Below are 25,110 nucleotides of genomic sequence, written 5' to 3' on the forward strand. Positions count from 1 at the left end.
CGGGGACGGGGCCGAAGCGCCCCGTCCCTTTTTTGTGCGTGGTGGCCTGGGGTTTGGGTATCCACGCCATGCGTGGATGGGCATTTCAGTAGATCCACGCCACGCGTGGACGGGCACGGCCGATCATCTACCAACGCGCGCAAAAGAAAACCCGCTGCCTGCGCAGCGGGTTTTCGGTGGCTTCCCCGGCGTGGGTCAGAACTTGTAGTTCACGCCCAGCACGTAGGTGCGGCCCCACTCGATGTATTCCAGCGGGCGATCCTTGGTGCCGGCGTAGGTGCGGTACGGCTCGTTGGTCAGGTTGCTTCCCTGCAGCAGCAGGGTCAGGCCACGCAGGGCGCTGCTGTCGCTGAAGGTGTAGCTGACCTGCGCATCGGTCACGTTCTCGCCCACCACGTAACGCAGCGTGCGGTTGCCGTTGAAGTTGCCGATTTCACCGATGAAATCCGAACGGCGGCGCTGGCTCACGCGTGCTTCGAAACCGTTGCGCTCGAAGTAGGCGGTGAAGTTGTACACGCGGTCGGACAGGCCCGGCAGGCTGATCGGATCGGTACCCACGCTGGAGGCGCTTTCCGGGTCGAGGATCTCGATGTCGCTCTTGTTGAAGGTGGCGCTGGCCTGCACGCCGAAGCCGCGCAGGCTGTCGGTCAGCATGTCCAGCGGGAACGATGCGGTCAGTTCCAGGCCCTTCAGCGTGCCGCCCTTGCCGTTCTGCGGCGAGGAGAACGTACCGGTGGTCAGCACCGGCACGGTCATGCCCGGCGGCGGCACGTAGCTGCCCAGCAGGTCGGTGAAGTCGTAGTTGTCCACCGACTGGGTGTACACGTAGCTCTTCAGATCCTTGTAGAAGACGGCAGCGGCCACGTAGGCCTTTTCACCGAAGTACTTCTCGTAGGACAGATCGATGGCGGTGGCGCGCCACGGGTCCAGCAGCGGGTTGCCGCCGCTGCCGCCGGGCTTGCCGGTGGCCGTATCCACGCCGAATTCCAGGCCAGCGCGCATCTGGTCCACGCGCGGGCGGGCGACCTGCTTGGCCACGGCAAAGCGCAGCGTCTGCTCATGCGGGAACATGAAGGCCAGGTTCAAGCTGGGCAGCCAGTCGTTGTAGGTCTTCCCGTTGGAGTACGGCTGGATGTTGCTGCCGGCCGGCTGCGAGCTGTCCCAGTAGCGCGAATCCGAACTCTGGTCGGTGTGCTGCATCTGCACACCGATGTTGCCGCGCACGCCCACCACGCCGATGTCGGTGTTGATGTTCAGGCGCGCCCAGGCGGTGGTGATCTTCTCTTCCACCACCCACGACTTCGGAATCAGGTAATCCAGGTTGTCGACCGGATTGAAGGTCATGTAGCGGGCCACGGCGGCCGGCACGTTCCAGGCCGGAATGTTGCCGATGCCGGCAAAGCCCAGGTTCACCGGCGAATACTGCAGGTCCGAGGCGATGTTGGCATCGCCCTGGGCGCCCAGCAGGATGTTGCCTTCGGACTGGGTCTTGGTCTTGCGGCGGTCGGCGTAGTTCACGCCGATATCCAAGTCCGGTGCCCACGACGCCATCGCTTCGGGCAGGCTGATGGTGGCCGCCAGCTTGCCGCCCTTCAGGCGGTCTTCCACCTGCGGCACCTTGCCGTAGCCGGAACCGTAGATGGTGTTGGTCAGGAACAGCGCATCGGGGTTGGAATAATCCAGGCCCGGCGAGATCTGCGAGAAGCCGTTCGGGTTCACCACCAGGCCGATGGTGTCCAGCTGCGGCATCGGGGTCAGCTGCAGGTTGTTTTCCAGGTTCAGTTCGTCACGGGTGGCCTTGGAGTAGTTCAGGTCGGCCACCAGCTTCACGCTGCCGAAGGTGAACTCGTTGTTCCAGCCAAACGCATCGATCTTGTCCTTGCGCTTGTTGTACATGCCGCGCACCAGCGGGTACACGCCGCTGGCGGTGCCCCCGGTGAAGGTGCCATCGGCATTGACCTGCGGGTTGCTGATCAGCAGGCCCGGGGTGTAACCGCCGTTGTAGTTGCTGAGGTTGACCTCGAACTGGTTGGCGGTGTCGATCTGTTCGGCTTCGGTGTGGAACGCATCGAAGGTGCTGGTCCAGGCGTTGTTCGGCCGGAACTGGATGGTGGCCATCACGCCGTCGCGCTTGTTGTTGCCGGTGCGGCGCAGGGCCTTGATGCCATCGGAGAAGTAGGTGCCAGCGGCCAGACCCGGGCGGTTGCCGTTGGTGGTCTGCTCGGTGGTCCACGGTTCGTACAGACCCACCTGGTTTTCCTGGATCGGGTTGTCGCTGTGCGCGTAACCGATCGAGATGCCCAGGGTCTTGTCGAAGAACTGGTCGATGTAGCTGGCGCTGAAGCGGTTGCCGAATTCATCGACGTTGGCCGCTTCACCCAGCGAGCTCTTCTGCAGGCGGCCGCTGACGGCGATCACGCGCTCGGGGAAGCTGAGCGGGCGCACGGTCTGCATGTCGATGGTGCCCGACAGACCCTGGCCGACCAGGGCCGCGTCCGGGGTCTTGTACACGGTCACGCCGTTCACCAGTTCCGAGGGGTACTGGTCGAATTCAACGCTGCGGTTGTCGCCGGTGCTGACCACTTCACGGCCGTTGAGCAGGGTGGTGGCGAAGTCGGGCGACAGGCCGCGCACGCTGATGACCTGGGCACGGCCGGCCACGCGCTGGGCAGCCAGGCCGGGCAGGCGGCCCAGCGATTCGGCGATGCTGACATCGGGCAGCTTGCCGATGTCTTCGGCGGAAATCGCTTCGACCACCGAAGTGGCGCTCTGCTTCACCGCAATGGCGTTTTCGATGCCGCGGCGGATGCCGGTTACCTGCACGGTGTCCAGGTTGGTGGCGGACGGATCGGTGGCGGTGGCTTCGGTGGACTGCGCCGATGCCAGCGACGGCACCAGTACGACGGCCAGCGCCAGACTCAGCGCGCTGCGCTTGTGGTTCAACATTTTCCCCTCCCAGGCAATGTTGTAGAGCATTTTGTGGTCGTCCCGGCGGGGCCGGAAACGTGCGACGCGGTGGCCGCTGTCGTCGCCGCTATGGTAGGCAGCGCGTTGTTCGGCGGAATCACCCTGCATACGTATTCAATGGCGTTTGCAGCGTTGTAAACGATTCCAGTCTGCGCTCCCGTTAGCGCCGGGCCATGCCCGCCGTTGCAGAAGTGCGGGTGTTCAGTGGATCGGCGTGAAGCGGATCGCCTGGCCGCCGCCCGGTGCCAGCACCAGCGTCAGGGCATCGGCGCTGGTGACTTCACGCGTCTCGCGCTTGAACGCGAACGGGTTGCTGCGGAAGTCCGCACCGTCGCCGTCGCGGTAGATCTCGGCGCGGTAGCGCACGCCCGGTTCCAGGAAGCCCAGCGACACCGGCAGCATGCGGCCGTGCTCGTCGGTGATGCTGCCCAGGAACCAGTCGCGGCTGTTGCGGTCGCGGCGCACCAGGGTCACGTAGTCGCCCACTTCGCCATCGAGCACGCGGCTCTGTTCCCAGTCCACCGCCACGTCTTCGATGAAGCGGAACGCCTCGCGATGCTGCAGGTAATGCTCGGGCAGGTCGGCGGCCATCTGGATCGGGCTGTACAGCACCACGTACAGCGCCAGCTGGCGGGCCAGCGTGCTGGGAATGGCCTGGCCGTGGCGGCCCTTCAGGCTGAGGATGCCGGGGGTGTAATCCATCGGCCCGGACAGCATGCGGGTGAACACCAGGTTGACCTCATGTTCGGGCGGGTTCGGCGGCTGGCCCCAAGCGTTGTATTCCATGCCGCGCGCGCCTTCGCGCGAGATCCAGTTGGGGTAGGTGCGGCGCAGTCCGGTGTCCTTGATCGGCTCGTGCGGGTTCACCGACAGGTGCCGGCTCGCCGCTTCCTGCACTACCTTCAGATGGTGGCGGGCCATGAACTGGCCGTCGTGCCACTCCCGCCACAGCGGGCCGCCGGCCGGGTTGCGGCGGTCCACCTGGCCGTCATCGCAGACGTAGCCGGTCTTGAACTGGTCCGCGCCCAGGCGCGCATACAGGTCCAGCGCGGCATCCAGCTGGTCTTCGTAGTGTTCGATGGCACAGCCTGTTTCGTGGTGGCCGATCAGGTGCACGCCTTTCTTCAGACCGTAGGCCGACAGGGCTTCGATATCGAAATCGGCGGTGGCGCGGGTGAAGTCGAAGTCATAGCCATTGCCCACCCACATGCCGTCCCAGCCGGGGTTCCAGCCTTCCACCAGTACGCCACGGAAGCCGTGCGCGGCGGCGAAGTCGATCACCTTCTTCGTCTTGGCGGTGGTGGCCGCATGCTTCGGGCCGGTGGCCCAGCTTTCGTTGTCCAGGTGCATCGACCACCAAACGCCCAGATACTTGGCCGGCTTCACCCAGCTCACATCACCCAGCGCATTGGGTTCGTTGAGGTTGAGGATCAGGTCCGATTCGACCAGGCCGCCGGCACGGTCGGCAATCTGCAGCGTGCGCCACGGGGTGCTGAAGGGCAGGGCGCGGCGCACCTTCCAGCCTTCGGCCGAAGGCGATAGCTCGGCGCGCAAACGCTGGCCTTCGGTGCGGCGCAGCCACATGCCGGCGTAGTCCACCAGCGCGGCCTCGTGGATGGCCACGTGCAGGCCATCCACGCTGCGCAGGGTCATCGGCGTGTGCACCAGCGGCACCTCGCGCAGCGGCGTGCGCTGGTACAGGTACTCGTAGTGGATCGGCTCGCCGGCCGGAATCCACCACGCAGTCGAATCGGGCGCGATGGCGAATTCGGTCAGTTCGTCATCGATGATCGCCTCACGCAGGTTGGGCTGTTCGGGGAACGCATAGCGGAAGCCCAGGCCATCGTCGTAGACGCGGAACACCACGTCCACGCGGCGCTTGCTGCCGGTGCTTTCGGCCAGCTGCACGGTCAGTTCATTGAAGTGGTTGCGGGTGACGCGACGCTCGCCCCAGGGCTGTTCCCAGGTCTCGTCCACGCTGCGCCGCTGTTCGCCCAGCTGGACGAAATCACGGTCCAGGCGGCCGTCGCGCAGCACGAAGCCCAGCTTGGAATCGTCCACCACGGGCGCGCCCAGGCGTTCCACCCGGTAGCGCGCGGTACCGCCATCGAGCACCAGGCTGACCGCCAGCACCTTGCCCGGCGATTCCAGCCGGGTAACCTGCGGCGCGGCCTGGGCCACCACCGCCAGACCCAGCAGGGCCATGCCAAACACCGGCGCGAACATCGCGCGGACTGCAACAGAAATAGCCGGCATTTCCCCTCCCAAGGCGCCATTGGCAGACCCGGACCATAAGCCAGCACGGCGCCCGGTCTTCACGCGATGGCCATGAATACGTATGCAACTGGACGCAGGCCACGGCGCCGCGTCTACCATGGGGCAAGGCACCTTGAGGGAGGGGCCGCGCCCGCGCACCGGTTCCGGTGGCGCGGACCCACAACGGTGCAGAGAGGGAGGGAGGTCGACGGGCGCAAGCCGGTCTGCCGCTTCGATGCTGAAGATCATTTGCCTGACGGCTGCCCTGGGGGCAGCGCTGGGAACGACCGCGCACGCGGCCGACCTGGAATTCAACGGCCGCCACGCGCGTGCCGAAACCGCTGCCAAGGGCAGCTTCGTGCTGCATGCGCCCAAGGGCGAGGTGCGCATTGCCGCCGCGCCCATGCGCAGCCAGACCGGCAGCGTGATGTTCGATGCGCTGTTCGCCCTGGCCCAGCAGGAAATGGACCAGGACCGCGTGGACGCGATCCGCGATCCGGCCTTCGATGAAGGCCGCCCGGTGCCCTGCGACTGCTTCCAGACCGGCGCGCGCTGGCCGTACGTGTGGACCCGCGATGTCAGCTTCGCTGCCGACCTGGCGCTGGCGAAACTGGACCCGCAGCGCACCCGGCAGTCGCTGCAGTTCAAGCTGTCGGCCGCGCGCGATGGCCATACCCCCGGCCTGTTCGTGGCCCAGGACACTGGCTCGGGCGGCAGTTGGCCGATCAGCAGCGACCGCGTGGTGTGGTTCCTGGCCGCGCGCCATCTGCTGGATGATGCGGCCTTCGCCGACCAGGTCTGGCAGGCGCTGCAGGGCACGTTGGCGCAGGACCGGGCGATGGTGTTCGACCCGCAGATGGGCCTGTACCGCGGCGAGACTTCGTTCCTGGATTGGCGCGAGCAGACCTACCCGGACTGGACGCGCGAGAACGTGCGCTTCATCGGCGATTCCTACGCGCTGTCCACCAACGTGCTGCATTACCAGGCCCTGCGCCTGGCCCAGCAGATGGCCGCGCAGCTGGGCGACGAGCGCGCCGAGCAGTACAAGGCCTGGGCCGATGCGCTGGCGCTGCAGATCGATGCGCGCTTTTGGCGGCAGGACATGGGCCAGTACATGAGCTACATCGGCGAAGCGGCGCACCCGGTGCCGTACGCCAAGGTGGACCTGCTGGGCCTGTCGCTGGGCATCCTGGCCGACGTGCTGCCCGCCGAGCGCGCACAGCGTGCGCTGGCCGCTTACCCGATGGGGCCGGCCGGCAGCCCGGTGGTGTGGCCGCAGGAAGCGCAGCAGCCGATCTACCACAACCGCGCCATCTGGCCGTTCGTCAGCGCCTATTCGCTGCGCGCCGCGCGCAAGCTGGACGACGCGCCGCGCATCGCCGCCGAGATCCGCTCGCTGATGCAGGGCGCGGCGCTGGCCGGTTCCAACATGGAGAACTACGAACTGGTCAGCCAGGCCGTGCATGTGGACGAAGGCGCGCTGAGCGGGCCGGTGGTCAATTCCGAGCGCCAGCTGTGGTCGGTGGCCGGCTACCTGGCCATGGTCACCGAAGGGGTGTTCGGCGTGCAGGACGATGGCAGCGTGCAGCCCAAACTGCCGGCTGCGCTGGTGCCCGAGCTGTTCGGCAAGCAGCGCCGCATCAGCCTGGACGCCAACGGCAAGCGCTACGTGCTGGAGCGCCCGAAGCAGGTGGGTGATGGCCTGCTGGTGGCCGGCAAGGTGAAGACGCGCGGCACCACCACCACGGTGCAGCTGGTGGCCGCGCCGTCGCGCGCGCTGCCCGCCAGCACCGCCGATGCCAATGCGCGCGCGCCGGCAACCCCGGCCGCACCGCAGGCGCGGCGCAGCGGCAAGGGCTGGACCGTGCCGGTGGCCGAGGGCCAGGTGCTGTGGCAGGACGGCCGCGCAGTGACGGCGATCAGCAAGGGCGTGGCACGCCTGGGCGATGACGGCCTGCAGCACTGCCTGAGCCTGACCCGCCGCGAGGGCGCGCTGGAATCGCTGCACAGCCCGATGCTGTGTGTCGGCCCGCAGCAGGTGCTGCGCGGCGCGCGCCAGTGGCAGTTCACTGCGGCCAAGGCCGGGCCGGTGCGGCTGCGCCTGCAGTACAACAACCCCAATGGCCCGATCAACACCGGGGTGACCGCCGCGGTGAAGCAGCTGGCGGTGCAGTGCGCGGGCCAGCCCGCGCAGCGCCTGACGGTGACGCTGCCGCACAGCGTGGCTGCGCAGGATTCCACCGCCGCAACCTTCAGCGTGCCCAAGGGACGATGCACGGTGAAGCTGGAAGAGGGCTTCAACATGAGCGCGCTGCAGCACTTCGCGCACTACACCGGCGGCAAGGGTGGGCGCGATGGCGTGCTCAACCAGGCCCAGGTGCAGGCGCTGAAGGTGGCGCCGGTGGCCGCAGTCGAGGGTAGCCGATGAGCCGTCCTGCCAAACCGCAGTTGTCGTTCTGGCAGATCTGGAACATGTGCTTCGGCTTTCTCGGCATCCAGTTCGGTTTTGCCCTGCAGAATGCCAACGCCAGCCGCATCTTCGAAACGCTGGGTGCGGACATGGAGTCGGTGCCGGGGCTGTGGATCGCCGCGCCGCTGACCGGTCTGCTGGTGCAGCCGGTGATCGGCTACCTGTCTGACCGCACCTGGACGCGCTGGGGGCGACGCCGGCCGTTCTTCATGATCGGCGCGGTGCTGACGACGCTGGCGCTGCTGGTGATGCCCAATTCGCCCACGCTGTGGATCGCCGCCGGCACGCTGTGGGTGCTCGATGCCTCCATCAACGTGTCGATGGAACCGTTCCGCGCGTTCGTTGGCGACCAGTTGGCCCCGCGCCAGCGGCCCACCGGCTACGCCATGCAGAGCTTCTTCATTGGCGTGGGTGCGATCGTGGCCAGCTTCCTGCCGTTCATCCTGGCCCACTTCGGCGTGGCCAATACGGCGGCCGCCGGCGAAGTGCCGGACACGGTGCGCTATGCGTTCTACTTCGGTGCCGTGGTGCTGCTGGCAGCGATCACCTGGACCGTGGTCAGCACGCGTGAGTATTCGCCCACCGAGCTGGCCGGCTTCGATGACGCCGAACCGCCGGCACACCACGCTGCCGCCGCAGTGAACGGCCCCGCGCCGTGGGCGCAGGTGGCGCTGTGGCTGGGCGTGGGCCTGCTGCTGGCGGTGCTGATCGCCTGGCGCCAGGGCGACAAGATGCTGTACGTGCTGGCCGGCCTGTGCGCGGGCTACGGCCTGCTGCTGGCGGTGGCCCGATCGCTGCCGGGCACCCACATGCTGGCGGCGATCGTCGACGATCTGCGGGCGATGCCCATCACCATGCGGCGCCTGGCCTGGGTGCAGTTCTTCTCGTGGTTCGCCTTGTTTGCCATGTGGATCTACACCACGGCCGCGGTGGCCGGCACCCACTTCGGTTCCACCGATCCGCAGTCGGCCGCCTACAACGAAGGTGCCAACTGGGTGGGCGTGCTGTTCGGCGCGTACAACGGCTTTGCCGCGCTGGCCGCGCTGGTCATTCCGTTGATGGTGCGTGCCGTGGGCCTGCGCTGGAGCCACCTGGTGAATCTGTGGCTGGGCGGCGCCGGCCTGATCTCGCTGATGTTCATCCGCGATCCGCACTGGCTGCTGCTGTCGATGGTGGGCGTGGGTTTTGCCTGGGCGTCGATCCTGTCGCTGCCGTATGCCCTGCTGTCTGACAGTGTGCCGGCCAGGAAGATGGGCGTGTACATGGGCATCTTCAATTTCTTCATTGTGATCCCGCAGTTGGTCGCGGCCAGTGCGCTTGGCTTTGCCCTGCGCGCATGGCTGGGCGGCCAGCCGATGCACGTGCTGGTGCTGGGTGGCTGCAGCCTGCTGCTGGCCGGTGTGTGCGTGCTGCGGGTTCCGTCGCGTTCGGAGGTGGTGTGATGCGTGCTGTGTTGCCTGTTGCTGTCTGTGTAGCCCTGTTTGCCGGCCAGGCCATGGCCGCGCCGCGCCCGGCGTATGTCGGCACCACCGAGCCGTTCGCCAGCGATGCGGTGTACTTCGTGGTGACCGATCGCTTCGTCAATGGCGATCCGTCCAACGACCACCGCGACCAGGGCGGCAAGCACCGCACGTTCGATATTCCGGTGCCGTGCCCGGACAAGGTGGATGGCAACATCGGCTACCTGGGCGGCGATTTTCGCGGCGTGCTGGACAACGCGCAGTACATCCGCAACCTCGGTTTCGGTGCGGTATGGATCACCCCCATCGTCGACAACCCGGACGAAGCCTTTACCGGCAGCAAGGCGATCAGCTGCACCAGCACGCTGACCGACCGCGGCAAGACCGGCTACCACGGCTACTGGGGCATCAACTTCTACAAGCTCGACGAGCACCTGCCCAGCAAGGATCTGGATTTCGCCGGCCTGAACAAGGGACTGCACGATGCCGGCCTGAAGGTGGTGCTGGACATCGTCGGCAACCATGGTTCGCCGGCATGGACCATGCCGAAGCGGCAGCCGCAGTTCGGCCAGATCTTCGACAAGGATGGGAAGCTGGTTGCCGACCACCAGAACCTGCCGCCGCAGAAGCTGGACCCGCAGCACAACCCGCTGCACGCCTTCTACAACAACATCGGCCCGGTCGACAGCAAGAACGGCTCGATCTTCGACGGCAACCTGGCCGAGCTGTCCGACTTCAACCAGAACAACCCGGCGGTGATGGATTATCTGGTGGGGGCGTACCTGCAGTGGACCGCGCAGGGCGTGGATGCGCTGCGCATCGACACCATCGGCTGGCTGCCACACCCGTGGTGGCATGAATTCGTCAGCCGCATCCGGGCGCAGCACCCGGGCATGTTCATGTTCGGCGAAGCCTTCGATTACAACGCGGCCAGCATTGCCGAGCACACCTGGCCGGCCAATGCCAACGTCAGCGTGCTGGATTTCCCGCTGCGCGGCGCGCTGGAACAGACCTTCGGCACCGCTGGCAAGGGCTTTGAAACCCTGGCCGAACCGCTGCACCTGAGTGGCGGGCCGTATGCCAACCCGTACGAGCTGATGAGCTTCTACGACAACCACGACATGCCGCGCCTGCAGGCCAGCGACAACGGCTTCATCGACGCGCACAACTGGCTGTTCACCGCACGCGGCATTCCGGTGGTCTATTACGGTTCGGAAACCGGATTCATGCGCGGCCGCGCCGAACATGCCGGCAACCGCGCCTACTTCGGCCAGCGGCGCGTGGACGCCGCGCCGCAGAGCCCGATCTTCGCGCCGCTGCAGCGCATCGCCAAGCTGCGCGAAGCCACCCCGGCCCTACAGCGCGGCTTGCAGGTGAACGAGCGCCTGCAGGGTGATGAAGCGGTGTTCCTGCGCGTGCTGCAGCACGGCGATGTGGCGCAGACGGCGCTGGTGCTGCTGAACAAGGGCGATGCGGCGAAGACCTTCAGCGTGGAGCGCTACCTGCAGGCCGGCACCTGGCGCGATGCGCTGGGCGGCGGCGAAGTGAAGGTGAAGGGCCGTCTGCAGACCGAGGTACCCGCGCACGGGGTGAAGGTGTATGTGCTGGATGCGCAGGTGAAGCAGCCAGCGCTGCAGGCCGAACTGGCCAAGGCGATGGCCGACCAGCAGGCGCGGGACCAGCGGCTGGGGCGCTGAGGGCGCCGCCGGGCATGGCCCGGCGCTACCGCTCTGGTAGGTGCCAACCTTGGTTGGCACGCTCTTCGCGCAGTCGAGCAAGCTCGACTCTACAATGGGCCCCCCTGATTGCCTGCCGTACCGCCATGACCGACCTTGCCCCGCAGACCCCGATTGAAACCCTGCTGAAGGCCGCCATGGACGGAGCCGTACCGATCCGCGCCTTCATGGAAGCCTTCGTGGCCTCCGAGGTGGTGCTGCTGACCGGCAGCCTGGTCACCCCCGACGGCAGCGGCTTCGACCCGCTGCTGTTCGACAAGCAGGGCACCCTGCACGTGGCGGTATTCACCGACCCTGCGCGTGTGGGCATCTACAGCCAGCAGGCGCCGCACCAGATCCGCTGGCTGATGCTGGACGTGCTGCGCCGCGTGCCCGGTGGCTACGGCGTAGTGATCAACCCCGGCACCCCGCTGGGTTTCGAAGTTTCCCCGAGCGGCGTGGGCGAGATCCTGAAGGACTTCGCGTAGCGTCGAGCTAGCTCGACTGCCCTGGCTTTGCTTCGTAGAGTCGAGCTTGCTCGACTGCTCTGGCTTTGCTTCGTAGAGTCGAGCTTGCTCGACTGCTCTGCGCACAGCAGTCGAGCAAGCTCGACTCTACCAAGGGGCCAGTCGAGCAAGCTCGACTCTACGGGCGGGGTGCGTCAGTCGAGCAAGCTCGACGCTACCGGTCACCGGTGCAGCGAGGACTCGCGCGCGACCAGTTTCACCGGAATGCTCAGGCCGTCCACCGGCTGGCCGTTGATCAGCGCCAGCAGCTTTTCCACCAGCAACTGCCCGGCCTGCTTGGTGTCCTGCTGCACGGTGGTCAACGGCGGCGATACCGAGGCCGCCAGCGGAATATCGTCGAAGCCGGTCACCGCCACATCCTGCGGCACGCGCAGGCCGCGTTCGCGCAGGGCACGCAGCGCGCCAATGGCGATCAGGTCGCTGGCCGCGCAGATCGCATCGATCGGGCCGCCGCTGCCCAGCAGTTGCAGGCAGGCCTCGTAGCCGGACGCTTCGGTGGTGATCGCATCGTGCTGCAATGCCGGCTCGGCACGCAGCCCGCGCGCATGCAGCGCTGCCACGTGGCCGCGATAGCGCTCTTCGAATTCGGGGTAATGGCTGGACGCATGGCCGAGGAAGGCGATGCGGCGGCAACCCTGGTCTAGCAGATGGGCGGTGATGTCATGCCCGCCCTGGAAGTTGTCGCTGCCGATCGATACCCCGGGCTGGCCGGGCAGGGCCGCACCCCAGCGCACGAAATGCGTGCCCTGTTCGACCAGCCGCTGCAGGCGGTCGCGCGACTGGTGGTAATCGCCGTAGCCCAGCAGGATGATGCCGTCGGCCTTGTTGCTGTCTTCGTAGTCGGCCTGCCAGTCGGTGGACAGCTGCTGGAAGGACACCAGCAGGTCCTGCCCGTGCAGGGCGCAGGCGCGGGTGATCGAGCCCAGCATGGAATGGAAGAACGGGTTGATCAGCGAATCGTCGTTGGTGGGATCTTCGAAGAACAGCAGCGCCAGCGTACCGGCATTGCGCAGGCGCAGGCTGGACGCGTTCTTGTCGACCTTGTAATTCAGCTCGCGGGCGATGCGCAGGATGCGCTCGCGGGTTTCCGCATTCACCATCGGACTGCCACGCAGGGCGCGCGACACCGTGGGCTGGGACACCCCGGCCAGGTGGGCGATGTCCAGGGAAGTGGCTTTGCCTTTGATCGTCATTGTCCGGGTGGGGAAGAACGGGCGGTGCAGGACGCATGATGCCATGCGGTGGGCCCGGCCGAGACAGGCGTTGGCCCGCTCGTGACCGTGCCGCATCTGCCATGGCCGTGGCGCAGGTCGCGTGCTGCGCCACTGTCTGCATCGAACCGGCCGGATTGCGCGCCGGGCGGGTCACGGCGGCCCGTGGAGCCCCGGTTCTTCAGCCGCAAATCATTGCCCTGCAACGGTTTTCCCGGGTTCCGCCGGGCCGCGCCGGTCGTCGCAGGGCAGGCGCTGGCCGGTGGCGATGTTAAGATGTACCGTTCTTGCATCCCCCAAATTTCACCAAGGGTGGCCCCGGCCACGGCATGCCCGGTCACGGCGTGCTATCACTGGCGGCCTGCCCTTGGACAACGGACGAAGGTACCTATGGCGCGCGGCATCAACAAAGTCATCCTGGTCGGCAATCTCGGCAACGACCCGGACGTGAAGTACACCCAGGGCGGCATGGCGATCACCCGCATCAGCCTGGCCACCACCAGCGTCCGCAAGGACAAGGACGGCAACCAGCAGGAACGCACCGAATGGCACCGCGTGGTGTTCTTCGGCAAGCTGGGCGAGATCGCTGGCGAATACCTGCGCAAGGGCAGCTCGGTCTACGTCGAAGGCAGCCTGCGCTATGACAAGTACACCGGCCAGGATGGCGTGGAGAAGTACTCCACCGACATCATTGCCGATGAAATGCAGATGCTGGGCGGCCGCGGTGACGGCGGCGGCGGCGGTGGTGGTGGTAACTACGGCGGCGACCGTCCGCAGCGCCAGCAGGCCCCGCGCCAGGAGTACGGCGGCGGCGGCCAGCGTGGCGGCCAGGGCGGTGGTTACGGCAACCAGGGCGGTGGCAACCAGGGTGGCGGCTACGGCAACCAGGGCGGCAACCAGGGCGGCGGTTATGGCAACCAGGGTGGCAACCAGCGCCCGCAGCCGCAGCAGGCACCGCCGATGGACGACTTCGCTGACGACGATATTCCGTTCTGATCGAACGCGCGTCTGCAGCAGAAAAGAAAGCCCCGCTCAGGCGGGGCTTTTCTTTTTCCACGATGTCATCGCAGTGGTGCCCCGCAGCATGCGTTTTCGTGCACCGCGTCTTGCAAAAAAAATACTTCCTCCCGTATGGTGCAATCGATTGCATTGCAGTGAATCGTTTGCGTTTGCTACCGGTTGGGAGGCCGGGAAGTGGATGGCCATTCATTCAAGCGGACCGGCACCGGCGCCGGGCATCACACGCCGGGACGCATTGCGCGTCGCACTTGCCGGGGGCGTGGGACTGGGTGTTGCCGCTGCAGGCGCGTGGCCAGTCCTCGCCGATGCTGCACCCCTCAAAGGCCGCCTGAAGCACGCTGTCGCTCGCTGGACCTTCCCGCAGTTGTCGGTCGCCCAGCTCTGCCAGACCGTGAAGGGTCTTGGCTTCGCCGCCATCGATCTGGTCGGCCCGGAGGACTGGCCCACCCTGAAGGCCCATGGCGTCTACAGCTCGATGTGCAACGGTGCCGAGCTGGGCCTGACCAAGGGCTTCGCCGGCCGCGAATTCCACGATGAACTGATTCTGCGCTACACGCGGCACATCGATCAGGTGGCCGACGCCGGCTATCGCAACCTCATCTGCTTCTCCGGCAACCGCAATGGCATGGACCCGCAGCAGGGCCTGGCCAATGCCGAGGCCGGGCTCAAGCGCATCCTCGGCCATGCCGAGAAGCGCGGCGTGGTGCTGGTGATGGAGCTGCTGAACTCCCGGGTCGATCATCCCGACTATCTGTGCGACCACTCCGACTGGGGCGTGGCGCTTTGCAAGCGGCTGGGTTCGAACAATTTCGGCCTGCTGTACGACATCTACCACATGCAGATCATGGAGGGCGACATCATCGCCACCATCGGTCGGCACCACGTGTACTTCAAGCACTACCACACCGCAGGCGTGCCTGGCCGGCACGAGATCGGCGACCAGCAGGAACTGAACTATCCGGCCATCTGTCGCGCGATCGGCGACACCGGTTTTGAGGGGTATCTGGCGCAGGAATTCATGCCTGCCGCGCCCGATCCCATTGGCTCATTGCGCGAGGCGATCCGTCTCTGCGACGTCTGAAACGATATCCACCCAGGTGATAGACCCATGGCAGATAATCATTACGACGCCATCGTTGTTGGCTCGGGAATCAGTGGCGGTTGGGCAGCGAAGGAACTGACCGAGAAAGGTCTGAAGGTGCTGATGCTCGAACGCGGGCGCAACATCGAGCACGTGAAGGACTACGTCAATGCGATGAAGGAGCCGTGGGATTTCCCGCATCGCAACCGGCCGACCCAGGCGATGAAGGCGGCCTTCCCGGTGCTGATGCGCGACTATGCGCTGGCCGAGAACCTGGAGGGCATGTGGGCCGACGAACAGGACTCGCCCTACATCGAAACGAAGCGCTTCGACTGGTTCCGCGGCTACCACGTCGGTGGCCGTTCGCTGATGTGGGGGCGGCAGAGCTATCGCTTCTCCGATCTGGATTTCGAAGCGAACCTCAAGGACGGCATCGCCACCGACTGGCCGATCCGCTATGCCGACATCGCGCCGTGGTACGACCACGTGGAGAAGTTCGCTGGCATCGCCGGCACGCGCGAGGGGTTGGACGTTCTGCCTGATGGTGAGTTCCTGCCGCCGATCCCGCTGAACATCGTCGAGAAGGACGTGGCCGCGCGGATCCAGAAAGCCTTCGGCGGCACGCGCCACATGATCCATTCGCGCACCGCCAACATCACAAAGCCGATGCCCGAGCAGGGCCGGGTCAACTGCCAGTACCGCAACAAGTGCATCCTCGGCTGCCCGTTTGGCGCCTACTTTTCCACCCAGGCAGCGACGCTGCCGGCGGCGATGAAGACCGGCAACCTGACATTGCGTCCGTTCTCGATCGTCAAGGAAGTGCTCTACGACAAGGACCGCAAGCGCGCGCGTGGTGTGCAGGTCCTCGACGCCGAGACCGGCCAGACCTACGAGTACACGGCCAAGGTCATCTTCCTCAACGCGTCCTCGTTCAATTCGACCTGGCTGCTGATGAACTCGGCAACCGATGTATGGGAAGGGGGCCTGGGGTCCTCGTCCGGCGAGCTGGGGCACAACGTCATGGACCATCACTTCGGTGCGGGCGCCTCGGGGCGCGTGGAAGGCTACGACGACAAGTATTACTTCGGCCGCCGACCCTGTGGCTTCTACATACCGCGCTTCCGCAACGTGGCGGCGGACAAGCGCGGCTACCTGCGCGGGTTCGGTTACCAGGGCGGCGCCAGTCGCAACGGCTGGTCGCGCGAGATTGCCGAGCTGAACATCGGCGCCGACCTGACGGAGGCGCTGAGCCTGCCCGGCGACTGGCGCATCGGCATGACCGGCTTCGGCGAAATGCTGCCCCACCACGACAACACGATCCGCCTGGACCACGACCGCAAGGACAAGTGGGGGCTGCCGGTGCTGGCGATGGACGTGGCGATGCGCGAGAACGAAAAGGCGATGCGCAAGGACATGGCCGCCGATGCGGCCGAGATGCTGGAAGCGGCCGGGGTCAAGGACGTGGAGATGCACGACAACGACTACGCCCCGGGCAAGGGCATCCACGAGATGGGCACCGCGCGCATGGGGCGTGACCGCAGGACGTCGGTGCTGAACGCGCACAACCAGGTCTGGGATGCGCCCAACGTCTATGTCACCGACGGTGCGTGCATGACCTCCAGTGCCTGCGTGAACCCGTCGCTGACCTATATGGCGTTGACCGCGCGGGCGGCCGATCACGCGGTGCGCGAACTGAAAGCGGGGAATCTGTGATGGACCGCCGTGAACTGTTGAAGATGATTGTCGCCGCCACCGGCGCGGCCATGGTCGGCCTGCCTGCGCTGGCAAGCGGCAAGCTGCCGCAGGCCGCAGCGGGCGTGCACTTTACCGACGCCGAGATCGCCACGCTCGATGAGATCGCCGAGACCATCCTGCCACGCACGCAGACGCCGGGCGCGAAGGACGCGGCAACCGGCGCCTTCATGGCGCGGTTCGTGACCGACTGCTACACCGCCCGGCAGCAGGCGACGTTCCGTGCCGGCCTGGCCGACATCGACAAACGCGCCGGCGGCAGCTTCGTCGCGCTTGCACCCGAGGCGCGCACCGATCTGCTGCGCACGCTGGATACCGAAGCCCGCAGGCGCACAGTGGACGTGAGCGAGACCGGTACCGCCGAGACCGCGAAGGCGATGCCGCATCCGTTCACCATGATCAAGCAACTGGCCATCTTCGGCTTCTTCACCTCCAAGCCGGGCGCGACCGAAGTGCTGAAGTACGTCGCCGTGCCGGGACGCTACGATGGCGACATGGCATACGCGCCAGGCACGCCGGCCTGGGCCACCAGCTGATGGAGCATGACAGGATGATCAGATCTTTCTTGATGGCCGCAGGCGTGCTGGCGGCGGTGCCGGTGTTCGCGCAGGCCGGCGCAGAGCGCGACCCGACAAAGACCGAGGTATGGGCAGCGGTGCCTGCCGTCGCAACCCCGATTGGCGCGGCGCCGTCCGATGCGATCGTGTTGTTCGATGGCAAGGATGTGTCCGCCTGGGAGGCCGAGCAGGGCGGTCGCGTGCCGTGGACAGTGGCCAACGGTGCGATGACCGTGGTGCCGGGTAGCAAGGGCATCCGTACCCGGCAGCATTTCTGCGACATGCAGTTGCACGTCGAGTGGCGCAGCCCCACTGAAACGAAGGGTTTCCAGGGCCAGGACCGTGGCAACAGCGGCATCTTCCTGCAGGAGCGCTACGAGCTGCAGGTGCTCGACAGCCACGACAATCCGACCTACGCCAACGGCCAGGCCGGTTCGATCTACAAGCAGGCCATGCCGCTGGTGAATGCCTCGCGCGCGCCGGGCCAGTGGCAGGCGTACGACATCATCTGGAAGGCGCCGCGCTTCTCGGCCGGTGGCGGGCTGACCTCGCCGGCGCGCATCACCGTGCTGCATAACGGCGTGCTGGTACAGAACGACACCGTGCTTGCGGGCCTGACCGAATACATCGGTGCGCCGTCGTATTCGCCACATGGATGCGCGCCGCTGTATCTGCAGGAACACGCGTCCAAGGTCAGCTACCGCAACATCTGGGTGCGCGAGCTGTAACGCCCGCGCCTATTTCGCCAGGAAGCTGGCGATGTCATCGATCTCCTGCGCAGACAGGTGCGAGAAGGGTGGCATCAGCCCGCCGCCCTTGCTGATCTTTTCCTTGATCTGGGCAGGCGGCAGCCGCTTGCCGATGTCGGTCAGCGCAGGGAACGCGCCGGGCATGCCCGCACGGTCCGCGCCGTGGCAGGCCACGCAGTTGGTCGCGTACAGCTTGGCACCGGCGGCGGGATCTTCCTTGCACCAGGCGGGGAGCGCAGCGGTCGCCGTGCACAGGGTCAGGGCCAGGGTCAGGACGGTTTTCAAACGAAACTCCTTGGCGGGCTAGCGCGATGCGTGGGCGGGCAGGGTGACAGTGAGGTGTTTGCGCAGGTAGTCGGCGCCGGTCTGGATCACCTTGGCCGGGTCACGCGGCTGGTCGTGCTCGACGATGTACCACTTCACGCCCGCGTCGGCCGCGGCCGGCAGGATCGCGTTCCAGTCCAGCACGCCCTGGCCGACGGCGGCGAATCCGCCTTCGTCTTCGGCCTGGCCCTTGGCGGCGTTGTCCTTGGCGTGCACCGCGAACAGGCGGCTGCGGAACTTGCCCAGCATCACCGCCGGGTCATGGCCCGAACGCGCCACCCAGGCCAGGTCCAACTCGGTCTGCAGGTCGGGGCCGGCAGCGTCGAACAGCAGTTCCAGACCGGTACGGCCGTCGAAGTCGACCAGCTCGAAATCATGGTTGTGGTAGGCCAGGCGCATGCCCTGGGCCTGCACCTGTTTGGCGATGCGCCCCAGTTCCTGGCCCAGTGCGGTCCAGCCTGCGGCATCGCGCGGGCGGTCCTTGCTGTCCAGGTAGGGCACCACCAGCGTGGTGTTGCCGATCGCGCGGTTGAAGGCCACCGCGCCATCGAGGTCGTTGCGCAGATCGGCCAGTGCCGTGTGCGAGGAGATCGCCTTGATTCCGTACTTGTCGAGCAGCTGCTTGAGTTCGGCGGCGCTGACGTTCTGCGTGCCGACCGTTTCCACCGCCTGCACGCCCGCGTCGTGGACGATCTTCAGTTGCTGGTCGAGCGTGCCGGCGTTGCGCAGCGTGTACATCTGCACCGCGATGGGCTTTTCAGGGCTGCGGGTTTCCGCGGCGAACGCGGGCAGGGCAGTGAGCAGCAGCAGTGCCAAGGTTGCGATCCTTCCTGTTGATGCCTTCATCGGTGCGTGCTCCCGGGGTTCATTCAATGGCGGCCCAGGCGCGCGACCCGGCCGATGCGATGACGCGTTCGATGATCAGTGCCGAGCGCAGGCCGTCTTCGAAGGTGGGCAGGCCTTGCGGCCGCTCGCCATCGATGGCGCGATAGGTGTCGGCGACGAACGCCTCGAAGCACTGCGCGTAGCCTTGCGCATGGCCCGGCGGCAAGGCCGACAGGCGGCGCTGCTCGTCGCTGCCGGCGCCTGGGCCGCGCACGAAGGTCTCCTCGCGCTGGTCGGGCCGGCCGATCCACAGCCGCTCGGGGTCTTCCTGGTTGAAGGCCACGCTGGCGTTGGCACCGTCGATCTCGAACCAGAGGCGGTTGTGGCGGCCCGCCGACACCTGGCTGACGGTCAGCGACGCCAGCGTGCCTGCACCGGTACGGAACATCGCGGTGGCCACGTCCTCGCTGGACACCGCCTGCGTCGCGCCGCCTGCCGCCGGTGTGCTGAAGCTCTGTGCGCCCCCGGCGCTGCGCTCGGCGATCACCGTCGCGAAGGCCGCGCTGACTTCGGCGAAGCGCTCGCCGCTGACCCATTCCACCAGGTCGCACCAGTGCGAGCCGATGTCGGCGAATACGCGCGAGGTGCCGCCCAGCATCGGGTCGACGCGCCAGTTGTTGCTGGCCGGGTCCAGCAACCAGTCCTGCAGGTAGCTGCCGTGGATGAGATGCAGGGGGCCGATGTCGCCGGCGGCGATGCGCTCGCGCGCTTCCCGCACCACCGGGTGGTAGCGATAGACGAACGGCACCGTGGCCACCAAGCCGCTGGATGCGGCCTGCGCGGCCAGCGCCTGCGCATCGGCCAGGGTGGTGGCCAGCGGCTTTTCGCAGACCACGTGCTTGCCGGCGGCCAGTGCGGCCTGCGCCATGGGCCGGTGCAGGTGATTGGGCGTGCACACGTGCACGACCTGCACCTGTGGATCGGCAACCACGTCGTCGATATCGCGGTAGGCGCGCGCAAGATTCCACGCCTGCGCCACATCGCGCGCGCGCTGCGGCGTGGACGCCGCCACGCCGCGCACTTCGGCACCGGCCAGCAGGGCGGCGCGGCGATGCACCGCCGCGATCATACCGGTGCCGATGATGGCGATTCCAGGCTTGGGCATCGACGGCGCTCCTCAGTGCGTGGTTGGCGCCGCCGCAACGGCGGGGCGGTCGCGGAACAGCAGCAGGAAGGCAATCAGCACGACCAGTGCGACGCCGGCGGGGAACAGCCAGATCTGCTGCCAGTCGGGCCCTGCGGCCGTGGTGTAGTGCTCCACCACCGTGCCGGACAGGAAGGTGCCGATCAACATACCCACGCCGTAGGTGGCCAGGGTGATGAAGCCCTGGGCGCTGCTGCGCGCGGCCGGGCCGGCATGTGCATCGGTGTAGATCTGCCCGGTGACGAAGAAGAAGTCGTAGCAGATGCCGTGCAGCACGATGCCGATGACCAGCAGCGAGAAGCCGCTGCCGGCATCGCCGAAGGCAAACAGCGCATAGCGCAGCACCCAGGCAGCCATGCCCACCGCCAGCATGGTCTTCACCCCCAGCCGCACGAACAGGAACGGCATCGCCAGCATCAGCAGCACTTCGGACACTTGGCCCAGCGACTGCAGACCGGCGGCGCCGTGCACGCCCAGGTCGTTGAGATAGGGGTTGGTGAAGTTGTAGTAGAACGACAGCGGAATGCAGATGGCGATGGAGGCCAGGAAGAACACCAGGTAGGCGCGCGATTTCAGCAGGCGCAGCGAATCCAGGCCGAGGATCTGCCCGAGCCCGGCATCGCGTTGCTGCGCCAGCGGCGGCGTATGCGGCAGGGTGAAGGCGTACAGGCCCAGCACCAGCGATGCCACCGCCGCCATCCGGAACGTCAGTTCAAGCCGGTGCGCCTGTTCCCAGCCCAGCCAGCCGATCAGCACGCCGGCGATGATCCAGCCGATGCTGCCGGCCACCCGCACCAGCGGGAACTGCTTTTCCGGCGACTGCATGTGCCGCATCGCCACGCTGTTGGCCAGCGCCAGCGTCGGCATGAACAGCAGCATGTAGCCCATCACGCAGGCGGAGAACAAACTGAAGCTGGTGGCCGTGGAGGCCAGCCACATCAGCACCGCGCCGGCCAGGTGCAGCACCGCCAGGATGCGCTGCGCGGCGAAGTAGCGATCGGCGATCAGGCCGACCAGGAAGGGGGCGACGATCGCACCGATGGACTGGCTGAGAAATGCGGTGGCCACCTGGCTGGCGCTGGCCTGCAACGGGCCCTGCACCAGGTAGGTGCCGAGGGTCACGAACCACGCTCCCCAGATGAAGAACTGCAGAAACATCATCGCGCCCAAGCGCGACATGGCGTGCGTCATGGCTTGCCCTCCCGGGGCGGTGTCGGCTCAGATTCCCAGCATGCGGTGCAGTGATGCGGCGTCGGTGCCACTGTCGGCGAAGTCATCGAAGGCGCGCTCGGTCACCCGGATGATATGGTCGCGGATGAAGGCGGCGCCCTCCCGTGCGCCGTCCTCGGGGTGCTTCAGGCAGCACTCCCATTCCAGCACCGCCCAGCCGGGGAAGTCGTACTGCGCGAATTTGGAGAAGATGCCCTTGAAGTCCACCTGTCCATCGCCGAGCGAGCGGAACCGGCCCGGGCGATCGATCCAGTCCTGGTAGCCGCCATACACGCCGCTGCGGGCACTGGCGTGGTATTCGGCGTCTTTCACGTGGAAGATGCCGATGCGCGCGTGGTAGCGGTCGATGAAGCCCAGGTAGTCCATCTGCTGCAGCAGCAGGTGGCTGGGGTCGTACAGGATCTTCGCGCGGGGGTGGTGGTCGACCACGTCGAGGAAGCGCTCGAAGGTTGCCCCGTCGTGCAGGTCTTCGCCCGGATGGATCTCGAAACACAGGTCCACGCCGCAGGCATCGAAGGCATCGAGGATCGGGCGCCAGCGGCGGCCCAGTTCGGCGAAGGCTGCGTCCACCAGACCGGCGGGCCGCTGCGGCCAGGGATACAGATAGGGCCAGGCCAGCGCGCCGGAGAAGGTGGCATGTGCGGTCAGCCCCAGGCGCTGGCTGGCCTGGGCCGCCAGCAACAGCTGATCGACGGCCCAGGCCTGGCGGGCGGCCGGATCGCCGCGCTGCGCGGGCGGTGCGAACCCGTCAAACAGACTGTCATAGGCGGGGTGGACGGCGACCAGCTGGCCCTGCAGGTGGGTCGACAGTTCGGTGATCTGCAGACCGTGCCCGGCCAGCATGGCCGCGACATCGTCGCAGTAGGCCTGGCTGCGCGCCGCCTCGGCCAGGTCGAACAGGTGAGGCGCAGTGGTGGGCACTTGTACGCCAGAATAGCCCAGCCCCGCGGCCCATCCGGCCAGCGTGTCCAGCCGATCAAAAGGAGCCTTGTCGCCGATGAACTGCGCCAGGAAAAGCGCCGGACCCTTGAGCGTCCCCACGTTGATTCGCCCTCGATGCAATCGATTGCATTACCCTAGCATGGGCTTTCCGCAGATCCGTTGTGCAGTGCACAGCGGCAACAGGAGCTAGGACCATGGCAACCATCTACGACATCGCAAAGCACGTAGGCGTCTCCGCAGGGACGGTGTCGCGGGCCCTGTCGCGGCCGGAAAAAGTGCTGCCGGCCACCCGCGCGCGCATCGAACAGGCGGCCGCCAAGCTGGGCTATGTGCCCAACACGGTGGCCCGCACGCTGAAGACCCAGCGCAGCGGCAAGATCCTGGTGACCGTGCCGGACATCGCCAACCCGTTCTTCGCGCAGATCCTGCAGGGCGCCGAAGAGGCCGCGCAGGCGGTCGGCTACGCGGTACTGCTGGGCGATACCCAGCACCAGCCCGACCGCGAGGAACGCTACGCGCAGATGCTCCGGCGCAACGAGGCCGATGGCCTGATCGTGCTCGGCCATCGGCTGCCGCCCACCGCGCGCGAGATCGTGCAGGCGCTGGGCGTGGCCGCGCCCGTGGTCAATGGCTGCGAATTCGATCCCGCGCTGGGCATTCCCAGCGTGCATATCGACAATGCCGCCGCTGCGCGCACGGTGATGGAACACCTGTATGCCCTCGGCCATGAGCGCATCGCCGTGGTCGGCGGCCCGCCCGACAACCCGTTGCACCAGCAGCGGCTGGAAGGCGTGCGCGCGGCGGGCAAGGCGCGCGGTCGGCTGCGCGGCTTGAGCGTCGTACCCGGTGATTTCTCGCTGGAGTCCGGTCATGCGGCGGCCACGGCACTGCTCGCGCGTCCGCTCGCACCGACCGCGGTGTTCTGCTTCAGCGACCAGATGGCGCTGGGTGCGCTTTCCGCATGCCGCGATCTCGGCATCCGCGTGCCGGACCAGGTGTCCATCGTCGGCTTCGACGACCTGGCCTCGTCGCGCTTCCTGACGCCGCCGCTGACCACCATCCGCCAGCCGATGCGGGACATCGGGGCGCGTGCGGTCAGCCTGTTGCTGGCCATCATCGAGCGCGTCGATGTGCCCCTGCAGCAGACGCTGGATTTCAGCCTGATGCTGCGCGGGTCGACGGCCGCCCCGGCCAACGGTTGAGCGGCGGCCGCAGGGCGGGGCGCGCGGTTACTTCAGGTGCGCCTGTGCGCAGGCCAGCACGTGGTTGTAGTCGCTGGACATGCACTGGTAGAAATCGCGCTGGCCACCGCTTGCAGCTTCGCAGTCGGCTTCAGTGATCTGCGGCAGCAGATCGCGCATCGGTGCGGCCATGGCCTCGTACTTCGCCGCATCGATGTAGCCGCCAGCGGCGTTCTTCGCCCCCACTTCCAGCATCGTTTCCAGACCGTAGCGCGCGTTCTCCACCGCCTTCGGGCAGGACAGCTCGACGTCGCTGCGCTGCACCTTCAGCAGTTCGCGGGCGATGGCTTCCACGTCGGCCTGCACCTGCGGCGGTACGGGCGTGGTGTCGGCGGCGAAGCTGCTGCCGGCGGCGAGCGCAAGCAGGGGGATGCACAGCAGACGGTACATGGGGCGTCCTTGCGGCAGGGTGGGGCGCCAGTGTGCGCCGGCCGAGCCTGCACAATCCACTACCATGGGCCACCCCGCCGGAATGCACCGCCATGAACGACGCCGTCCTTGCCCTGCCCAAGCCCCCCGCCGCGCGCATCGCCGCCTGGCTGCTGATGCTGCTGGGCATGTGGCTGGCACTGAAGCTGGGCCTGGTGGTCACCCTGCTGTCGGGCCTGCTGGTGTTCCAGCTGACCCACGTGCTGGCCAATACCGTGGAAGGCAAGCTGCCGCCGGGCCGCGCACGCGCCTTCGCGGTCATCCTGCTGTCGGCGGTCATCATCGGTGCGCTGGTGCTGGCCGGCATCGGCGTGGCCTCGTTCTTCCGCAACGAGACCGGTGGCCCGGACGTGCTGCTGGCGCGGCTGATGGACATCCTCAACACCTCGCGCCACCAGGTGCCCGCGCTGCTGCAGCCCTACATTCCCGAAGACCTGACCCGGCTGCGCGAGGCGCTGAACGAATGGGCCGCCGAACACCAGCGGCAGCTGGGCGTGGCCGGTACGTCGGTGGTGCAGGTGGGCGTGCGCGTGCTGATCGGCATGGTGCTGGGCGCGATGATCGCCCTGTACGACGAGCTGCCGTTGCCGAAGATGGGCCCGCTGGCGCAGGAACTGGTCGGCCGCACCACGCGCCTGGCGGTGGCCTTCCGCCAGGTGGTGTTCGCCCAGGTGAAGATCTCGCTGCTCAACACGGTGTTCACCGCGGTGTTCCTGCTGGGCGTGCTGCCGCTGTTCGGCGTGCACCTGCCGCTGTCGAAGACGCTGGTGCTGATCACCTTCCTGGCTGGCCTGCTGCCGGTGGTGGGCAACATCATTTCCAACACCGTCATCACCATCGTGGCGCTGTCGGTGTCGTTCTACGTGGCGGTGGCGGCGCTGCTGTACCTGATCGTCATCCACAAGCTGGAGTACTTCCTCAACGCGCGCATCGTCGGCGGTGAGATCCAGGCACGTGCGTGGGAACTGCTGCTGGCGATGCTGGTGATGGAAGCGGCTTTCGGCCTGGCTGGGCTGGTGGCCGCACCGGTGTTCTACGCCTACGTGAAGCGCGAGCTGCTGGACCAGCGCTGGATCTGATTCCGGCTTGGCGGACGCGTGAAATCCGCCGCGACGGACCTGCACGCCCGCCTTACCTGCGCGGGCGGACG

The 25,110-nt window shown here is 67.0% G+C and carries 20 protein-coding genes; 11 read left to right on the forward strand and 9 right to left on the reverse strand.

The window, feature by feature from the left end:
* Positions 1–195: 195 nt before the first annotated feature.
* Both IAE58_RS05930 and IAE58_RS05935 read right to left on the reverse strand, forming a co-directional pair.
* Positions 196–2,946 carry a TonB-dependent receptor gene (locus tag IAE58_RS05930; RefSeq protein ID WP_164274295.1) on the reverse strand — a complete coding sequence of 917 codons (2,751 nt, stop codon included), beginning with the start codon at positions 2,944–2,946 and terminating at the stop codon, positions 196–198.
* 222 nt (positions 2,947–3,168) lie between these two features.
* Complete coding sequence (locus IAE58_RS05935; RefSeq protein WP_199932309.1) at positions 3,169–5,223, reverse strand: glycoside hydrolase family 97 protein; 2,055 nt, start codon at positions 5,221–5,223, stop codon at positions 3,169–3,171.
* Between the two features lie 235 nt (positions 5,224–5,458).
* On the opposite strand from IAE58_RS05935, the gene IAE58_RS05940 reads away from it, so the two are divergent.
* From IAE58_RS05940 to IAE58_RS05955, 4 genes are all read left to right on the forward strand, one after another.
* On the forward strand, positions 5,459–7,651 hold the full coding sequence (locus IAE58_RS05940) for a Six-hairpin glycosidase-like protein (RefSeq protein WP_199932308.1): 2,193 nt from the start codon (positions 5,459–5,461) through the stop codon (positions 7,649–7,651).
* Positions 7,648–9,135, forward strand: a complete 1,488-nt coding sequence (locus IAE58_RS05945) for an MFS transporter (RefSeq protein WP_199932307.1) — start codon at positions 7,648–7,650, stop codon at positions 9,133–9,135. Before IAE58_RS05940 ends, IAE58_RS05945 begins: the two co-directional genes overlap by 4 nt.
* Positions 9,135–10,850, forward strand: a complete 1,716-nt coding sequence (locus tag IAE58_RS05950) for an alpha-amylase family glycosyl hydrolase (RefSeq protein WP_199932306.1) — start codon at positions 9,135–9,137, stop codon at positions 10,848–10,850. Before IAE58_RS05945 ends, IAE58_RS05950 begins: the two co-directional genes overlap by 1 nt.
* Positions 10,851–10,975: 125 nt before the next feature.
* A complete protein-coding gene (locus tag IAE58_RS05955; protein WP_199932305.1) occupies positions 10,976–11,356 on the forward strand; it encodes an SseB family protein in 381 nt (126 codons plus the stop codon).
* 200 nt (positions 11,357–11,556) lie between these two features.
* Here the strand turns inward: IAE58_RS05955 and IAE58_RS05960 are convergent, their stop codons facing one another.
* A complete protein-coding gene (locus IAE58_RS05960; RefSeq protein WP_108748864.1) occupies positions 11,557–12,588 on the reverse strand; it encodes a LacI family DNA-binding transcriptional regulator in 1,032 nt (343 codons plus the stop codon).
* Positions 12,589–12,996: 408 nt separating this feature from the next.
* On the opposite strand from IAE58_RS05960, the gene ssb reads away from it, so the two are divergent.
* The 5 genes from ssb (at position 12,997) to IAE58_RS05985 (ending at position 17,744) form a co-directional block, all read left to right on the forward strand.
* Positions 12,997–13,602: a single-stranded DNA-binding protein gene (gene ssb, locus IAE58_RS05965; protein ID WP_108761454.1), complete on the forward strand. Its 606-nt coding sequence runs from the start codon at positions 12,997–12,999 to the stop codon at positions 13,600–13,602.
* A gap of 202 nt (positions 13,603–13,804) precedes the next feature.
* Positions 13,805–14,707: a TIM barrel protein gene (locus tag IAE58_RS05970; protein ID WP_199932304.1), complete on the forward strand. Its 903-nt coding sequence runs from the start codon at positions 13,805–13,807 to the stop codon at positions 14,705–14,707.
* Positions 14,708–14,734: 27 nt separating this feature from the next.
* Positions 14,735–16,420 carry a GMC family oxidoreductase gene (locus IAE58_RS05975; RefSeq protein ID WP_199932303.1) on the forward strand — a complete coding sequence of 562 codons (1,686 nt, stop codon included), beginning with the start codon at positions 14,735–14,737 and terminating at the stop codon, positions 16,418–16,420.
* Entirely contained in the window at positions 16,420–16,995 is a 576-nt protein-coding gene (locus IAE58_RS05980) for a gluconate 2-dehydrogenase subunit 3 family protein (RefSeq protein WP_199932302.1), read from the forward strand. Before IAE58_RS05975 ends, IAE58_RS05980 begins: the two co-directional genes overlap by 1 nt.
* Before the next feature lie 14 nt (positions 16,996–17,009).
* On the forward strand, positions 17,010–17,744 hold the full coding sequence (locus IAE58_RS05985) for a DUF1080 domain-containing protein (RefSeq protein WP_233614504.1): 735 nt from the start codon (positions 17,010–17,012) through the stop codon (positions 17,742–17,744).
* Positions 17,745–17,753: 9 nt separating this feature from the next.
* Here IAE58_RS05985 and IAE58_RS05990 read toward each other — a convergent pair whose 3' ends face one another.
* The 5 genes from IAE58_RS05990 to IAE58_RS06010 are packed head-to-tail and all read right to left on the reverse strand — an operon-like array spanning position 17,754 to position 22,389.
* Positions 17,754–18,050, reverse strand: a complete 297-nt coding sequence (locus IAE58_RS05990; protein ID WP_199932300.1) for a cytochrome c — start codon at positions 18,048–18,050, stop codon at positions 17,754–17,756.
* An 18-nt stretch (positions 18,051–18,068) separates the two neighbouring features.
* The gene (locus IAE58_RS05995) at positions 18,069–18,935 is read right to left on the reverse strand and encodes a sugar phosphate isomerase/epimerase (RefSeq protein WP_199932299.1); all 867 of its coding nucleotides are present in this window, start codon (positions 18,933–18,935) and stop codon (positions 18,069–18,071) included.
* Positions 18,936–18,954: 19 nt separating this feature from the next.
* Complete coding sequence (locus IAE58_RS06000; protein ID WP_199932298.1) at positions 18,955–20,079, reverse strand: Gfo/Idh/MocA family oxidoreductase; 1,125 nt, start codon at positions 20,077–20,079, stop codon at positions 18,955–18,957.
* A gap of 12 nt (positions 20,080–20,091) precedes the next feature.
* Complete coding sequence (locus tag IAE58_RS06005; RefSeq protein WP_199932297.1) at positions 20,092–21,309, reverse strand: nucleoside permease; 1,218 nt, start codon at positions 21,307–21,309, stop codon at positions 20,092–20,094.
* A gap of 27 nt (positions 21,310–21,336) precedes the next feature.
* A complete protein-coding gene (locus IAE58_RS06010; RefSeq protein ID WP_199932296.1) occupies positions 21,337–22,389 on the reverse strand; it encodes a sugar phosphate isomerase/epimerase family protein in 1,053 nt (350 codons plus the stop codon).
* Positions 22,390–22,484: 95 nt separating this feature from the next.
* On the opposite strand from IAE58_RS06010, the gene IAE58_RS06015 reads away from it, so the two are divergent.
* Positions 22,485–23,492 (forward strand): LacI family DNA-binding transcriptional regulator, encoded by a 1,008-nt coding sequence (locus IAE58_RS06015; protein WP_199932295.1) that lies wholly within the window; start codon positions 22,485–22,487, stop codon positions 23,490–23,492.
* A 27-nt stretch (positions 23,493–23,519) separates the two neighbouring features.
* Here the strand turns inward: IAE58_RS06015 and IAE58_RS06020 are convergent, their stop codons facing one another.
* Positions 23,520–23,921, reverse strand: coding sequence for a hypothetical protein (locus tag IAE58_RS06020; protein WP_199932294.1), 402 nt, complete (start codon positions 23,919–23,921; stop codon positions 23,520–23,522).
* 92 nt (positions 23,922–24,013) lie between these two features.
* On the opposite strand from IAE58_RS06020, the gene IAE58_RS06025 reads away from it, so the two are divergent.
* Complete coding sequence (locus IAE58_RS06025; protein ID WP_108752436.1) at positions 24,014–25,039, forward strand: AI-2E family transporter; 1,026 nt, start codon at positions 24,014–24,016, stop codon at positions 25,037–25,039.
* The last annotated feature ends 71 nt before the right edge of the window (positions 25,040–25,110 follow it).

Origin of the sequence: Stenotrophomonas sp. S49 (genome assembly GCF_016624905.1) — a bacterium.
In the GTDB taxonomy this organism is placed as follows: domain Bacteria; phylum Pseudomonadota; class Gammaproteobacteria; order Xanthomonadales; family Xanthomonadaceae; genus Stenotrophomonas.

Bases quoted from the DNA above. Each gene is read 5' to 3' on its own strand.
- IAE58_RS05930 (WP_164274295.1), bottom strand. From the start codon at position 2,946: ATGTTGAACCACAAGCGCAGCGCGCTGAGTCTGGCGCTGGCCGTCGTA.
- IAE58_RS05935 (WP_199932309.1), bottom strand. From the start codon at position 5,223: ATGCCGGCTATTTCTGTTGCAGTCCGCGCGATGTTCGCGCCGGTGTTT.
- IAE58_RS05940 (WP_199932308.1), top strand. From the start codon at position 5,459: ATGCTGAAGATCATTTGCCTGACGGCTGCCCTGGGGGCAGCGCTGGGA.
- IAE58_RS05945 (WP_199932307.1), top strand. From the start codon at position 7,648: ATGAGCCGTCCTGCCAAACCGCAGTTGTCGTTCTGGCAGATCTGGAAC.
- IAE58_RS05950 (WP_199932306.1), top strand. From the start codon at position 9,135: ATGCGTGCTGTGTTGCCTGTTGCTGTCTGTGTAGCCCTGTTTGCCGGC.
- IAE58_RS05955 (WP_199932305.1), top strand. From the start codon at position 10,976: ATGACCGACCTTGCCCCGCAGACCCCGATTGAAACCCTGCTGAAGGCC.
- IAE58_RS05960 (WP_108748864.1), bottom strand. From the start codon at position 12,588: ATGACGATCAAAGGCAAAGCCACTTCCCTGGACATCGCCCACCTGGCC.
- ssb (WP_108761454.1), top strand. From the start codon at position 12,997: ATGGCGCGCGGCATCAACAAAGTCATCCTGGTCGGCAATCTCGGCAAC.
- IAE58_RS05970 (WP_199932304.1), top strand. From the start codon at position 13,805: ATGGCCATTCATTCAAGCGGACCGGCACCGGCGCCGGGCATCACACGC.
- IAE58_RS05975 (WP_199932303.1), top strand. From the start codon at position 14,735: ATGGCAGATAATCATTACGACGCCATCGTTGTTGGCTCGGGAATCAGT.
- IAE58_RS05980 (WP_199932302.1), top strand. From the start codon at position 16,420: ATGGACCGCCGTGAACTGTTGAAGATGATTGTCGCCGCCACCGGCGCG.
- IAE58_RS05985 (WP_233614504.1), top strand. From the start codon at position 17,010: ATGATCAGATCTTTCTTGATGGCCGCAGGCGTGCTGGCGGCGGTGCCG.
- IAE58_RS05995 (WP_199932299.1), bottom strand. From the start codon at position 18,935: ATGAAGGCATCAACAGGAAGGATCGCAACCTTGGCACTGCTGCTGCTC.
- IAE58_RS06000 (WP_199932298.1), bottom strand. From the start codon at position 20,079: ATGCCCAAGCCTGGAATCGCCATCATCGGCACCGGTATGATCGCGGCG.
- IAE58_RS06005 (WP_199932297.1), bottom strand. From the start codon at position 21,309: ATGACGCACGCCATGTCGCGCTTGGGCGCGATGATGTTTCTGCAGTTC.
- IAE58_RS06015 (WP_199932295.1), top strand. From the start codon at position 22,485: ATGGCAACCATCTACGACATCGCAAAGCACGTAGGCGTCTCCGCAGGG.
- IAE58_RS06020 (WP_199932294.1), bottom strand. From the start codon at position 23,921: ATGTACCGTCTGCTGTGCATCCCCCTGCTTGCGCTCGCCGCCGGCAGC.
- IAE58_RS06025 (WP_108752436.1), top strand. From the start codon at position 24,014: ATGAACGACGCCGTCCTTGCCCTGCCCAAGCCCCCCGCCGCGCGCATC.